Source organism: Chryseobacterium sp. Tr-659 (assembly GCF_011752975.1).
Lineage (GTDB): Bacteria > Bacteroidota > Bacteroidia > Flavobacteriales > Weeksellaceae > Chryseobacterium.
On record NZ_VWWP01000008.1, the window covers coordinates 199,804 to 213,656 of the forward strand.

Below are 13,853 nucleotides of genomic sequence, written 5' to 3' on the forward strand. Positions count from 1 at the left end.
TTTTCTGTATCAAACGCAGAAATAGATATTTAATTGTGTCGGGAACCTGATTTTTTTTAGAAATTGGTTTTTGTTGGGCTTTCAGTGCCCTGTTAAATCTATGTTTAATATATTTGCAGTTCACATTCCAATTATGGCTAAAAAGAAAATTATTACAGAATCTTCGAATCCAAAAAAGAATAAAAAAGATATTTCTGTAGGAGTTGTAGGGAGCGGAAGTTTTGCAACCGCAATCGTAAAAATGCTTGTTGAAAACTGTAAAGTAGTACACTGGTGTGTAAGAAGTGAATTTGTAAAAGGAGCTATTGAGCTTCGTGGGCATAATCCTACCTATCTTACTGCCGCTCATTTTAATCTGAAGAGTCTGAAGCTAACAACAGATATCAATGAGCTGGTGTCTGCTTGTGATGTCGTTGTACTGGCAACACCATCCATTTATTTGTCTGATACGCTGGAAAAAATGACGTGTGATTATTCAGATAAAATATTTATTTCGGCAATTAAAGGAATCATTCCTAAGGTAAATGATGTAGTAGCACACTATCTTCGTGATGAATTTAAGATCGGATTCAGAAATCAGGCTGTTATTGCAGGGCCTTGTCATGCCGAAGAAGTTGCAATGGAAAGACTTTCTTACCTTACTATTGCCACGGTAGAAGATGAAACGGCGCAGAAGCTTGAAGAAATTTTTAGTTCAGATTTTATAAAAGTACATACAAGCAAGGATATTTTAGGTAATGAATACAGTGCTATTCTTAAAAATATTTTTGCAATCGGAGCCGGAATCGCCAGTGGATTAGGATATGGTGATAACTTTACTGCTGTTTTTGTGTCTAATGCGATTCGTGAAATGGAAACTTTCCTCGAAGCCATCTATGAAGCCCCAAGAGACGTGAATGAAAGTGCTTACTTGGGAGACCTTTTGGTAACAGCCTATTCACTTTTTTCAAGGAACAGGAACTTAGGAAATCTTATCGGAAAAGGATATACGGTAAAATCGGCAATCCAATCGATGAACATGGTAGCAGAAGGATATTATGCAGCAGATTCAATTTATAAAACGGCAAAACAAAAAGGCCTTAAATTACCGATTATTGATACAGTATATGCCATTCTTTATGATGGTAAAAATGCAGAAAAGCAGTTTAAAAAATTGACAGCAAAGCTGAATTAATAAACAGGCAGACATGATATAAAAACAAGGCTTATCTATTGGTAAACCTTGTTTTTTTTATGCTGATGTGTTTTTATAGGATTTTACTGGCTCATCTTCGTAATGACAAGCGCCAGTGAGGATCTGATATTGAGGTTGCTGGCCGTAAAACCGTTCCCGGTATCAAATTCAAATTTTTGTTTAATCGTTGTAGGAGAAGTAAGCTTTAAAAAGTAACTTCCCTGGAAGAATGTAAAAGAACTAGATAGCTGGCACATTCTGTTTATTTCCGTAATCGTGGCAGTACTGGCTGCGTTAATCAGGTAAGATTGAGTACATGTGAAATTCTGCGATAAATACTGGGTATTGGCAGTTCCGTTATTATTGTTAGCATTACTGGAATCCACAGAATAACGGAGTATGTAAGTGCCTGCCGGTAATGTAATGGAAGAGGTATCTGATCCCAAAGATGCTCCTGTAATTTTATTCGAAGTTACAGTGAAGTTAGATAATGTATTATTCGTACTTCCGGTAGGAATTAATACTCCTGAGTTGATAATCAGAGACATGATTTGCGGTTCAGATCCGGAAAGAATAGTGCGCTGCCACTGATTTCTCACCCAAATATAATAGCCTTTCGGAAAAGTGGAAGCTCCTCCTTTGTTGTAAATAATAAGCCCGTCTGCCGGATTGGATACCGGTGTTGATGTGCTGTTCAGAACAATAAGGTCGTATTGCGGAAAAAGAGCACCTTTGTTCGAGGAGTTGATATCCAGAACGGTACTTGTATTAGGGGTGTTTGTATTGATACCAACCTGTGCTTTTGCAGAAATGCCGAACAGAAAGATCGAAATACAGACAATATAAATAGATGTTTTCATTGTACAGTTGATTATTGATTAAGTGCTGATCTCTGGATGTCAATTTTAGCATTGGTGATGATGATCTCCCCGTTATTCGGAGCAGTTCCTCCTGCACCCGACTGATAGGTTCCTCCTGCATCATGAGCAATAGCAGGAACTAACAGAATTGGCGTTGTTGATGTGGTCACAAAAGAGAAGCTCATATTCAGAGTATGCGTTTTGTTGGTGGCAATAGACTGGGCATTGATGCTGATTGTTTTACCATATTGGTTTCCACTTACCGGGTCTACGAGTTTTACCAGATATTGATGCAGATGAATGGCTGTTCCGCCAATTCCGGCTGTTGTGCTTTCAAGAGTTGTTCTTATATTCAGGCATACATTTACCAGATAACCACTGTTTCCGGGAAGTGTGATAACTCCTGTTGAATTGTTGTATAAAGCTCCGATATCATTGGAAACAACAGTGAAAGCAGCATCGTTGAAGTTCTTGTAAGTTCCGTTGGCAAAGCCTCCTAATATAGGATAATCGATGGTTCTTTGAAGCATCATATAGCTTACCAGATTATAGGTATCCGCCAGTTGGGTCCATCTGTTGTTTTTCCAGATATAAAGACCCGGACTTATTGTATTCCCTTTATTATATACCACAAGGCCTTCTACAGGATTATTGACGGGTGATGTATTGTTCAGGATATCAATAATATCCACTCTGGGAAGAAGAACTCCTTTGTTGGATGATTCGGAAACTTCCAGTGCAGCTGAGGTGTTCACTGATGTTTTACCAATCGCAACCTGGGCATATAGGGTCTGTACTATAATTAATAATAGCAGAATATAACTTTTTTTCATATGTTGGTTGTTTTTAAAGCTGGGATATTTTTATATAAGATCCGGTAGAGATCACATTAACAAGGTCGTAGAAGGTGCTGTTCTGCATTCTTCCTAATTGCAGTCTTAGCCCTCCAATAATATTGGCGTTCGGATTAGCAGGAACAGAATAGTAATAAGACCAGGTAGCCAAATGGTTCGTTGAAACCTTAGAGACAATCGGAACCTCCTTTCTTGTATTGGCTCCTCCCGTAAATGTATTGGCTGAATTATTATAAGTATCGTTGGTGAAGTCTATAAAATATCCCATCAGATAATATGAGCTTCCTGTAAGTGGAGCTGTTCCCCCTTGTCCTGGCGGATTTTCCTGTGGCGAATTTAAATTTAAATTAACTTCTACCAGATAATTTCCTTGTGGCAAAATAATTGAATAGCCGCCAAATGAAGTATTCTGAACGACCTTAAATCCATTGATATTCGATACCCCTGAAATAGCCGGTGGATTAACCAATAATAAAGTACTGGCTCCGGCAACAGCATTGTCAAGAGCAGATAAGGACCCTGTAAAATCAAGATAAGCAATTTTAGGGGTGTTTTCTGCATCAATAGTACTTTGCCACTGGCTTGATGTGCTGTTGAAAAAATGCAGTGCCTTGTTATTGCTATTGGTTCCACCGTTAAATCCGATAAGGCCGTTGGCAGGAGAAGGAACTGGCGAAGTCGTATTGCTTAAGCTAACAATATTAAGGTTTGGAAACAGCATACCTTTGTTTCCCCCTGATATAGCTACCGTGGGAGCAGTATTGTAACCGCTGCCGCCATTATTAAGGGTAATGCCTGTTATAACGCCGTTGGAAACAGTTGCTGTAGCACGGGCTTTATTTCCTCCGTTGACAACAGAGCCTCCTCCATAAAAATTGACAGTAGGGGCTGTAGTATAGCCGCTTCCTCCGTTAGTGATGGTTATTCCGGTTACTGCACCTCCCGATACGGTAGCGGTGGCAGTGGCTGGAACTCCATTGAAGTTTTCGATGTGCAGAATTGCACTGGGGTCCGGTGTGGACGTGTTAATTCCTACACTTCCGCTTTGGGCTAATGCCACTGTAGCGAAAAATGTACAAGTTAGGGTAACAATTTTCATCTTTTAGTTTGTTTGCGAAATAATTTTAATCAATATTGCTTTAAATATTGTATTAATTTTATTGAAAGGTACGTAAAAAAAACAATCATTCGTTGTGTTTGGTTTAGATTTTTATCTATAAAGTTGCTTATTTGTCAATTGAAGGTGAATTTTTATTAATTATTTTTAATGTTTAATCACTTTATGTTGATAAAATGTTATTACATAAACGATTATGGTTAAAGTATTCCGCATTGTGAACTTAATTGAACTTAAATTTTTAGAGGATATAAAACAATGGAATGAAGGATAATTATTTACTCTATGGTGAATTATAAAATTTGAAATTGTGGTACTTTTTTCAACATTTCATCCAAAAAGAAGAGTTTGATTCATCATCTCAATGAAACTTTATTGATAATTTCCATGGTTTTTTGTTGTTCATTCAGGAAGTCTTTTTTCATCAAAAAATAAGGTGTTAAAATCGTTAAACGCGTTTCTGTTTTTAAAACTTTTCCCGAAATTTGGAGTAAAATTTTAAAATTATGTCACAATCGCTTACAAGCAGAACACCGAAACCTAAATACGACGTTGTACTGATAGGGGGCGGAATCATGAGCGCCACTTTAGCGACGCTGCTTCATGAATTTGATCCAAATCTTGAAATCGCTATCTTCGAAAGACTTGGAAGATTCGCCAAAGAAAGTACAGCAGCCTGGAACAACGCCGGAACAGGGCATTCCGCTTTTTGTGAGCTAAATTATACTCCTGAAAAACCAGACGGCTCCATTGATATTACAAAAGCAGAAAGCATTGCTGAACAGTTTGAAATTTCAAAACAGTTCTGGTCCTACCTGATTACAAAAGGGTACATTAAAGAACCTAAAGAATTTATCAACTCATGTCCTCATATGAGCCTGGTATTCGGAGAAAGAGATGCCGAATATCTTCAAAAGCGTCACGATACAATGGAAGAATCTGTTCTTTTTTCAGGAATGGAGTTTTCTAAAGACCACGAAAAACTGAAAGAATGGATTCCTTTGGTAATGAGTAAAAGAAATAAATCCGAAGTAATGGCAGCCACAAAGATGGATATGGGAACCGATGTGAACTTTGGAACACTGACGAGAAAAATGGGAAGACATCTTCTGGAAGATTCCAATGTTGAGGTTTTCTTATACCATGAAGTGAAAGATGTTTCTCCGCGGGAAAACGGTCAATGGGAAATGAAAGTCAAAGACCGAATCCATAATCACAAACAGGAAGTTGTGGCTGATTTTGTATTTATAGGTGCCGGAGGATATGCCCTTCCATTGCTGGACAGCTCAGATATCAAAGAAAGTGAAGGGTACGGAGGTTTCCCGGTTTCCGGGCAATGGTTGGTAAGCCATAATCAGGAATTGGTAGAAAAACACCATGCAAAAGTGTACACGCAGGCAACAGTAGATGCACCACCAATGTCTGTTCCACACCTGGACCTTAGAATTATTGATGGTAAAAAAGCGCTTCTGTTTGGCCCTTTTGCAGGATTTTCCACAAAATTCCTGAAAGAAGGAAGCTACCTCGATCTTCCTGAAAGTGTGAATACCAAAAATCTGAAATCATTATTCGGTGCGTGGTGGCATAATATTCCTCTTACGAAATATCTTATTCAGCAGGTGGCAATGACCAAATCACAGAGAATGCAGCATTTAAGAGAATTTATCAAAGATGCTAAAGAAGATGACTGGGAATTGAAGGTTGCCGGGCAGAGAGTCCAGATCATAAAGAAAGATGAAAAAGAAGGAGGGAAGCTGGAATTCGGAACCGAAGTGGTGGTGAATAAAAACGGAACGATCGCTTCTTTACTGGGAGCTTCACCAGGTGCTTCAACAGCTGTATATGCAATGCTGAATGTTCTTGAAAAATGTTTTCCGGAAAAACTTCATGGAGAATGGAAAGATAAACTGCTTGAAATGGTGCCTTCTTACGGACAGAAACTGGCAGAAAATCCAGAGCTTACCCATGAAGTAAGAACCTACACAAAAGAAAAATTAGAATTAGAATATTAACATCAGTAATGGGCAGTGAGTTATATCATTATTATACATTGCCCATTATTTATTATGTATAAAAAAGGTGGCAGAAATAGTTGTAAAACCGGTTATCGCAAAAGAAATTCTGGAATCTCTTCAGGCGAAAACAGAAGAAGAGAGGCAGGTTATTGTGCACTGTTGTTTTCCGGCATCTCCGTTTTTAGGAAATCTGATAAGAATCTGGCATTCGACTTATCTTTTTGATAATCAGTCTGAACACAGAAGTAAGTTGATTCATGCTGAAAATATTTCAATTTCCCCTTACTGGACACCAGTCCCTTTTATGAAAGATTTTTGGTTTACCCTGATCTTTTCCGGACTTCCGAAAGACTGTAAAAGTTTCGATTTAAAAGAAGTTATTCCGGAAGAAGGAGGTTTTTTTGTGGAATCTATTAAGAGAAATTCCTCAGACATTTATCGTGTAAAAATATCAGAATCCTATTGATATGAAGACAAGAGAAGAAAAGCTTGAACAAATCATTCAATGGGCTGAAAAGAATCCCGATATCCGTGCTATTCTTCTCACCAGTTCGCTGGTTAACCCCTATGCTCCCGTAGATGATTTCAGTGATCTTGACGTAGAATTGGTGTTTGAAAGCAGAGCAGCTTATGAATCCGATAACAGCTGGATCAGACTTTTTGGAGAACCTATTTCCATGATTGAAGAAGATGATCGTGTTTTTGAAGGAAAACATGCTATGAAAATGGTGCTGTACAAAGACCATGTCAAAGTAGACTTTAAACTGTATCAGACTACTGAATTTATTCAGGAAATTCAGAAGGAAACCCTTCCTGAAGATTGGGATGTAGGATATAAAGTGCTGATCGATAAAGATGATCTGACAAAAGGCCTGAAACCGCCGACTTATCAATCCATTATGATCCATAAACCTTCAGAAGAGAGATTCAGGCAGCTTCTGAATGATTTCTGGTGGGATACAACCTATGTCGCAAAATGTCTTAAAAGAAAAGATATCTTTTATGCGAAATTCATGTCTGAAAATATTCTCCGGACAGATTATCTGGTCCCTTTAATCGAATGGTATATTGCAGACGCTAACAATTGGAACAATATAACCACCAACAAACACGGAAGATTGTTCAGGAAGTATCTGCCGGAAAATCTGTGGAGGAAGTTAGAGGCAACTTTCTCAGGAAACAATATTGAAGAAAACTGGAATGCCTTATTTGCATTTGCTGATGTGGTTCATGAGTTGGGAACTTCTTTAGCTGAAAAACTCAGTTTTACTTATCCGAGTCAACATGAAGAAGATATCCGGAATTATCTTAATGAAGTACGATCAATACCTTATTCTTAAGCAAACTCATTTTGCTTTATAAGATTTTCAATACAATACTCTGCAATAGCCGTAATAGTAACAAAGGGATTTACACCTATAGTTCCGGGAATTAATGATCCATCCAGAACATAAAGGTTTTCATGGTGCTTTAACTTCCCGAATTCATTAGTAGATTCACCCAGAACACAACCTCCGAGTGGATGATAACAGATATCTGCTCCAAAACCGTTATTGAACAGAAAATGACTTCGGGTACCACCATTGGCCTTATTCATTTTTCTGACAAAATATTGGGCATTTTCTTTCATTTTGGCTGTGTGGCTGTTATCCCAGTGTAAGGTTAGTGAGCGGTTGGTCTTATTATAGATCACTTCACCCTTTTTATCCACTCTGTTGATCAGTAAATATAATGCCGTAGCTACATCCATTCCCATAGGCAGCGGTGCAATCTCTGTAAAAAACGTATGCTCTTTATCGTCCCAGTTATCAATTCCGCCCACAGGAATAGTGGATTGCTTAGATCCTGTACCGCCGGAAAAAGGTTTTACCCAGTTTCTTCCGGTCATGAAATTCCCATTGTTTCCCCAGTTTTTTCCTATCTTTTCATGAATGGGAAGGCTGTTTTCAGCATTGGATCGCATCAGAAGCTGCAGTGTTCCCATAGTTCCTGCAGAAAGGATCAGCTTTTTACAATTGAAAATCTTTTCAGCAGTAACATTTCCTGAAGTATCAATCTGATTTGTATTTAATGTATAGGTTGTATCCTTATTAAGTCTGATACTCTGAACATGATGAAGGTCCAGGATTTCAAGATTTCCTGTTTCCAGTGCTTTTTTGAGATAGGTTTTGTCTAAACTGTTTTTTCCATGATTGTTTCCATAAATGACCTCGGTATTGAGGGCAGAACGTGGAACCTCATTTTTGAATTCCTTTTCCATATATTTAAAATCGTAAACATTCGGAACTCTGATGGTTTTAAAACCGGCTTTATGAGCTTCTTCTTCACCTACTCGGGTAAATTGGTAATAAGGACATTCTTTTAAAAAATTTTCATTTATAACATTTACTTTAAGCTCTTCCTGTACCAAAGGAAAATAATATGAATAAAATTTTTCAGCATCAAGCTCAGGAAAGACCTCACTGAAATAGTTTTTTTTAGGAGTTACAGCCATTCCGCCATTTACCAGTGAACCTCCGCCCACACCTCTTCCTACCCAGATCTTGATGTTTTCAAAGTCCAGTCGGTCTAATGTTCCGGTAAAAGGAGTCAGAGAAAAGATATTCATGAAAGGAGCAATACTTTTCTTTTTCAGCCAGGCAGAACTTTTTCCGGGTTTCAGAAGATTGGAATAAGGAATACCTGCTTTCTCCCAGTTTAGCCCCATTTCCAGCATCACTACTTTTTTTCCGGCTTCACAAAGGCGCAGGGCAGATACTGCACCTCCATATCCGCTGCCGATAATTACAATCGGAGCATCAATGGTTTCTTTCTTTATATTCACATTTCTCTCAGCGGCTTTCAATAGATCAGACTGAAGAAAATAAAAACCGGAAATGGCTAATGCACTTGTTGTAATGAAGTCCTTTCTGTTCATGAACTTTGACGGTCAAAAAATATGCTAGATGAACAGAAATTAATAGTATTTAAAACAGATTATACTTTTTTTATCAGAATTTTAACTTTTGTTGCTCTTAAAATTCATAGTTTTACTTATAATTTTAAACGTATGAAAAAATATATATTGTTCTTTCTAATGCTTCCATTGTGGATGTTTTCTCAAAAAAAGATTTCAAAAGAAGAGCTGGAAGTACAGAAATTTCAACAAGAACTCGATGCTGAATATCTTAATCCGAAAGAAACTCCGCTAAGAGGAGATAATTTTAAAAACTTCAAAAAGCATCCTTTCTTTCCGTTTGATAAGAAATACAGAGTGACTGCAAAATTTGAGAGATCAAAAGATACACAACCTTTTGAACTTCCTACTTCTTCAGGAAAAACAAAATCTTATCAGGAATATGGAAAAGCAACCTTTACACTGGATGGAAAGCCTTATACCGTATCACTCTATCAAAGTCTTGCCCTTATTAAACAACCGAAATACAAAGATTATCTTTTTCTTCCTTTCCGTGATGCTACCAATGAAAAGGAGACCTACGGCGGCGGAAAATATATGGATCTGAAAATTCCGAAAGGAAATACCATTCTACTGGATTTTAACCAGTCCTATCAGCCGTACTGCGCATATAATGCGTATGATTATAACTGCCCGATTGTTCCTGAAGAAAATAAACTTCCGGTGGAGATTCGTGCGGGAGTAATGTATGAAGATGTCTATCATCACTAATATTTATGGTACATTTAGAGTTTTTTAAGCCCGAAGAACTTGCCGGATTAAGTTACACGCTGGACGAAGATCAGATGCGTTTCACTGCAACTGTTCAGCATGCATTAATGAATATAAGCAAAAGAGACGATTCGGATGCATTTCCTGTTACTATATTTGAAGAAGGTTCACCTGCCGGTTTTTTTGTTCTGGATTTTGGAAATGATAAATTTGAACTTACAGATAATAAAGATTCTGTATTGGTACGCTCTCTATCTGTTAATCCTCAATTACAGGGAAAAGGAATTGGAAAAACTGCGATGCTGAAGCTTGATGATTTTATAAGAAATCACTTCAAAAGCTGTGATGAAATTGTGCTGGCTGTCAATCAGAAAAATGATTCTGCTTACCATATTTATCTTAAGGCCGGATACCTTTATGAGGGGAAAACCAGAATCGGAAGAAGTGGACCTCAATATCTGATGTACAAAAAACTTTAATAAAATTTTAAAATCATAATTTTTTATCTGCTGATTTCTTTCCATAACTTTGAGTAACATCAAATTATAGAAAATGGAAATATCACTTCATAATCAGGTTGCTGTGGTTACAGGAGCCTCCAGCGGAATCGGTTCAGGCATTGCAAAGTCTTTAGGAGCGGCAGGTGCTGTCGTTATTGTCAATCACTCTTCAGAAAGATCTCAGGAAGAAGCGAAAGCTGTTTTGAAAGAAATAACCGATGCAGGCGGAAAAGGAATAACTTATCAGTGTGATGTCTCCAAAGAAGATCAGGTGGTTAAAATGTTCCAGGATGTAGTTTCCGAGTTTCAGACGGTAGATATTCTGGTGAATAACGCTGGTATTCAAAAAGATGCTAAATTTACGGAGATGACTTTAGACCAATGGAATGCCGTGATCGGAGTCAATCTCACAGGACAGTTTCTATGCGCAAGAGAAGCTATTAAAGAATTTTTACGCCGGGGAATAGATCCTTCACGTTCTATTGCATGCGGAAAGATTATTCATATCAGTTCTGTGCATGAAATTATTCCATGGGCAGGGCATGCTAATTATGCGGCCAGTAAAGGAGCTATCAGGATGCTGATGCAGACTCTTGCTCAGGAATATGGAGCAGATAGAATCCGTGTTAACTCCATTTGTCCGGGAGCCATTCAGACGCCTATTAATCAAAACGCATGGAACACACCGGAAGCGCTCAATTCACTTCTCACCCTGATTCCCTATAACAGAATCGGCCAGCCGCAGGATATCGGAAACCTTGCTGTATTTCTTGCCAGTGATCTTGCAGATTATATTACCGGAACCAGCATCTTTATTGATGGAGGAATGACTACGTTTGAAAGTTTTTCAACAGGAGGATAGCTGAACATGGAAATTGAAAAATGATAAACATTTAGTGTATCATAGCACTTTACAATTTTCAAATCAAACAGTTTTCATTACTAATTGCTCATCACTCATAAAAAAATGCTTATGTCAGAAAAACAAAGAGTTCCGGATATCTCATGGAAAAAATGGGGACCATACGTAAGTAACCGGGAATGGGGACTTGTGCGAGAGGATTACAGCGAAAACGGAGATGCTTGGAATTATACCAGCCATGATACCGCAGAAGCCAAAACATACCGCTGGGGGGAAGAGGGAATCTGTGGAATCTGTGACGATCTTCAGAAGATGGTCTTTTCCCTGGGATTCTGGAATAAGAAAGATAAAATGGTGAAGGAACGTTTCTTCGGGCTTACGAACGGGCAAGGAAATCATGGTGAAGATGTGAAGGAATACTTTTATTATCTGGATTCTACACCCACGCATTCTTACATGAAAATGTTGTACAAGTATCCCCAAAATGCCTTTCCTTATGAAGAATTGATAAGAATAAATGCGGAAAGAAATAAAAATGAGCCGGAATATGAGCTCATTGACACGGGAATTTTTGATACCAATGAATATTTTGACATCTTTATCGAGTATGCGAAAGAAAGCCAGAATGATATTTTAATCAGAGTAACAGTTATCAATAAATCTGAAAATGAAGTTTCTCTTGTAATATTACCTACCGTCTGGTTCAGAAATACCTGGAACTGGGGGTATGATGATTATAAACCACAGTTACATGCAGAAGAAGCAAACAGAATTAAAGTCAGCCATCAGGATCTTGAGATAAAGAATATTTATGCAAAACAATCTTTAAAAACCCTGTTTTGTAATAATGAAACGAATAACGAAAGACTTTATCAATCGTCCAATGAAGCCAGGTATTGTAAAGACGGGATTAATAATTTTGTGATGACGGGAAACTCGCAGTCTGTAAATCCTAAGAATATTGGAACCAAAGCGGCTTTTTTTATTGATGAAGATTTTAAAGGTAAAGAATCCAAAATATTTGAATTCAGAATATCTGATAAAGAGGTAAGAGAACCTTTCAATGATTTTGATGCTCTTTTCAAACAAAGGCAGAACGAAGCAGATGAATTTTATGCTGAAATCCAGAAAGGAATATCGTCAGAGGATGAAAAACTGGTGCAAAGACAAGCATTTGCAGGAATGCTTTGGAATAAAATGTACTATCATTATAATGTTGAAAAATGGCTGAAAGGTGATCCTGCGGAAATGCCACCACCTAAATCCAGAGAAAAAATAAGAAACTACGACTGGAAGCATCTTAACAATGAACATATCATCTCAATGCCCGATAAATGGGAGTATCCCTGGTATGCAACCTGGGATCTGGCTTTCCATACCATCAGTTTCTCACTGATTGATCCGGATTTTGCAAAACATCAGTTAAAACTTTTCCTGTTTGAATGGTACATGCATCCCAATGGGCAGCTTCCCGCTTATGAATGGAATTTAAGTGACGTAAATCCCCCGGTACATGCGTGGGCTGTTTTCAGGGTATTTAAAATTGATGAATACTTAAGAGATAAGCCTGATCTGGAATTTCTGGAGAGTGCTTTTCAAAAATTACTGATGAATTTTACCTGGTGGGTGAATAAAAAAGACCTTAATGGTAATAATATTTTTGAAGGAGGTTTCTTAGGGCTTGATAATATTGGTGTTTTCGACAGAAATTCAGTTCTTCCGAACGGAGAACAGCTGGAGCAGTCGGATGGTACAAGCTGGATGGCCATGTTTGCTTTGAATATGATGCGGATTGCTTTAGAATTGGCACTATACAATAATGTATATGAAGAAATGGCAATGAAGTTTTTTGAACACTTTCTGGCGATTGCCAATTCTCTGGATAATATGGGTGACGAAAATTTCAGTCTGTGGGATGAAGAGGATGAATTCTTTTATGATGCCATCGCTTCCAATGACGGGACACACATGTATTTAAGGCTAAGAACTATCGTTGGACTGATCCCGATGTTTGCCGTTGAGGTAATAGACGATGAAATGATTGAAAATCTGCCCAACTTCAAGAAAAGAATGAAATGGGTACTGGAGAATAAACCCGAACTGGCCTCTCTGGTTTCAAGATGGGAAGTTAAAGGACAGGATTCAAAGCATCTTTTATCTTTACTTCGGGGGCATCGCTTAAAAAGATTATTAAGCAGAATGCTGAATCCCAATGAGTTTTTAAGTGAGTATGGGGTGCGGGCTCTTTCCAAAGAATATGAAAATAATCCATATACCTTAAATTTGAACGATACTGATTATAGCGTAAAATATACACCTGCAGAAAGTGACAGCGGGCTTTTCGGTGGGAACAGCAACTGGCGCGGACCGGTATGGTTTCCTATTAATTTTCTGATTATTGATAGTCTTCAACGGTTTTTCTTCTACTACAGCCCAGATTTCTTGGTGGAATATCCTACAGGAAGCGGAAATTATTCAAACCTGGATCAGATTGCCGATTCTTTGAATAAAAGGCTTGCAAAGATATTTCTAAAAGGAGAGAATGGGAAGCGCCCGGTGCATGGTCAATATGAAAGATTCCAGACAGACCCTGATTTTAAGGACTATATCCTGTTCTATGAGTATTTCCATGGTGACAACGGCCGTGGAGTAGGAGCTTCACATCAGACCGGCTGGACAGGGCTTATCGCAAAAATTCTGCAGCCCAGATTTTCCAAAAAAGAAATAGCAGAATCTGAAACCGAAATGCCTGAAGATATAAATAAAGAAAGCTAATGCATAAACGCAGTTTTCCCTGTCTCTTT

The 13,853-nt window shown here is 38.0% G+C and carries 12 protein-coding genes; 8 read left to right on the plus strand and 4 right to left on the minus strand.

Annotation, left to right across the window (positions count from 1 at the left end; genetic code table 11):
- Positions 1–133: 133 nt before the first annotated feature.
- Positions 134–1,174: an NAD(P)H-dependent glycerol-3-phosphate dehydrogenase gene (locus tag F3J23_RS17425; RefSeq protein ID WP_167032119.1), complete on the plus strand. Its 1,041-nt coding sequence runs from the start codon at positions 134–136 to the stop codon at positions 1,172–1,174.
- An 83-nt stretch (positions 1,175–1,257) separates the two neighbouring features.
- Here the strand turns inward: F3J23_RS17425 and F3J23_RS17430 are convergent, their stop codons facing one another.
- From F3J23_RS17430 to F3J23_RS17440, 3 genes are read right to left on the minus strand one after another with little or no spacing between them, the layout of a single operon-like run.
- On the minus strand, positions 1,258–2,034 hold the full coding sequence (locus tag F3J23_RS17430; RefSeq protein WP_167031916.1) for a hypothetical protein: 777 nt from the start codon (positions 2,032–2,034) through the stop codon (positions 1,258–1,260).
- 11 nt (positions 2,035–2,045) lie between these two features.
- Positions 2,046–2,867 carry a hypothetical protein gene (locus tag F3J23_RS17435; RefSeq protein ID WP_167031918.1) on the minus strand — a complete coding sequence of 274 codons (822 nt, stop codon included), beginning with the start codon at positions 2,865–2,867 and terminating at the stop codon, positions 2,046–2,048.
- A gap of 13 nt (positions 2,868–2,880) precedes the next feature.
- Positions 2,881–3,987: a hypothetical protein gene (locus F3J23_RS17440; protein WP_167031921.1), complete on the minus strand. Its 1,107-nt coding sequence runs from the start codon at positions 3,985–3,987 to the stop codon at positions 2,881–2,883.
- Positions 3,988–4,511: 524 nt separating this feature from the next.
- Between F3J23_RS17440 and mqo the strand changes: the two genes are divergently transcribed.
- The 3 genes from mqo to F3J23_RS17455 all read left to right on the plus strand — a co-directional run bounded on the left by mqo (position 4,512) and on the right by F3J23_RS17455 (position 7,360).
- A complete protein-coding gene (mqo, locus tag F3J23_RS17445) occupies positions 4,512–6,017 on the plus strand; it encodes a malate dehydrogenase (quinone) (RefSeq protein WP_167031924.1) in 1,506 nt (501 codons plus the stop codon).
- Positions 6,018–6,084: 67 nt separating this feature from the next.
- On the plus strand, positions 6,085–6,486 hold the full coding sequence (locus tag F3J23_RS17450; RefSeq protein WP_167031927.1) for a hypothetical protein: 402 nt from the start codon (positions 6,085–6,087) through the stop codon (positions 6,484–6,486).
- A 1-nt stretch (position 6,487) separates the two neighbouring features.
- Positions 6,488–7,360 (plus strand): AadS family aminoglycoside 6-adenylyltransferase, encoded by an 873-nt coding sequence (locus F3J23_RS17455; protein WP_167031930.1) that lies wholly within the window; start codon positions 6,488–6,490, stop codon positions 7,358–7,360.
- On the opposite strand, the gene F3J23_RS17460 is transcribed toward F3J23_RS17455, so the two are convergent.
- A complete protein-coding gene (locus F3J23_RS17460; RefSeq protein ID WP_167031933.1) occupies positions 7,357–8,937 on the minus strand; it encodes a GMC family oxidoreductase N-terminal domain-containing protein in 1,581 nt (526 codons plus the stop codon). The two genes, F3J23_RS17455 and F3J23_RS17460, sit on opposite strands and share 4 nt — an antisense overlap.
- Before the next feature lie 132 nt (positions 8,938–9,069).
- On the opposite strand from F3J23_RS17460, the gene F3J23_RS17465 reads away from it, so the two are divergent.
- The 4 genes from F3J23_RS17465 (at position 9,070) to F3J23_RS17480 (ending at position 13,824) form a co-directional block, all read left to right on the plus strand.
- The gene (locus F3J23_RS17465; RefSeq protein WP_167031936.1) at positions 9,070–9,687 is read left to right on the plus strand and encodes a DUF1684 domain-containing protein; all 618 of its coding nucleotides are present in this window, start codon (positions 9,070–9,072) and stop codon (positions 9,685–9,687) included.
- Between the two features lie 5 nt (positions 9,688–9,692).
- Positions 9,693–10,166 carry a GNAT family N-acetyltransferase gene (locus F3J23_RS17470; RefSeq protein WP_167031939.1) on the plus strand — a complete coding sequence of 158 codons (474 nt, stop codon included), beginning with the start codon at positions 9,693–9,695 and terminating at the stop codon, positions 10,164–10,166.
- A gap of 73 nt (positions 10,167–10,239) precedes the next feature.
- Positions 10,240–11,049: a glucose 1-dehydrogenase gene (locus F3J23_RS17475; protein ID WP_167031942.1), complete on the plus strand. Its 810-nt coding sequence runs from the start codon at positions 10,240–10,242 to the stop codon at positions 11,047–11,049.
- 111 nt (positions 11,050–11,160) lie between these two features.
- Positions 11,161–13,824, plus strand: a complete 2,664-nt coding sequence (locus tag F3J23_RS17480; protein ID WP_167031945.1) for an MGH1-like glycoside hydrolase domain-containing protein — start codon at positions 11,161–11,163, stop codon at positions 13,822–13,824.
- Positions 13,825–13,853 lie beyond the last annotated feature (29 nt).

What these genes read in the sequence shown, in the direction of transcription:
- F3J23_RS17430 (WP_167031916.1), bottom strand. Translation starts at nt 2,034, where the DNA reads ATGAAAACATCTATTTATATTGTCTGTATTTCGATCTTTCTGTTCGGC.
- F3J23_RS17460 (WP_167031933.1), bottom strand. Translation starts at nt 8,937, where the DNA reads ATGAACAGAAAGGACTTCATTACAACAAGTGCATTAGCCATTTCCGGT.
- F3J23_RS17470 (WP_167031939.1), top strand. Translation starts at nt 9,693, where the DNA reads ATGGTACATTTAGAGTTTTTTAAGCCCGAAGAACTTGCCGGATTAAGT.
- mqo (WP_167031924.1), top strand. Translation starts at nt 4,512, where the DNA reads ATGTCACAATCGCTTACAAGCAGAACACCGAAACCTAAATACGACGTT.
- F3J23_RS17440 (WP_167031921.1), bottom strand. Translation starts at nt 3,987, where the DNA reads ATGAAAATTGTTACCCTAACTTGTACATTTTTCGCTACAGTGGCATTA.
- F3J23_RS17480 (WP_167031945.1), top strand. Translation starts at nt 11,161, where the DNA reads ATGTCAGAAAAACAAAGAGTTCCGGATATCTCATGGAAAAAATGGGGA.
- F3J23_RS17455 (WP_167031930.1), top strand. Translation starts at nt 6,488, where the DNA reads ATGAAGACAAGAGAAGAAAAGCTTGAACAAATCATTCAATGGGCTGAA.
- F3J23_RS17425 (WP_167032119.1), top strand. Translation starts at nt 134, where the DNA reads ATGGCTAAAAAGAAAATTATTACAGAATCTTCGAATCCAAAAAAGAAT.
- F3J23_RS17475 (WP_167031942.1), top strand. Translation starts at nt 10,240, where the DNA reads ATGGAAATATCACTTCATAATCAGGTTGCTGTGGTTACAGGAGCCTCC.
- F3J23_RS17465 (WP_167031936.1), top strand. Translation starts at nt 9,070, where the DNA reads ATGAAAAAATATATATTGTTCTTTCTAATGCTTCCATTGTGGATGTTT.
- F3J23_RS17435 (WP_167031918.1), bottom strand. Translation starts at nt 2,867, where the DNA reads ATGAAAAAAAGTTATATTCTGCTATTATTAATTATAGTACAGACCCTA.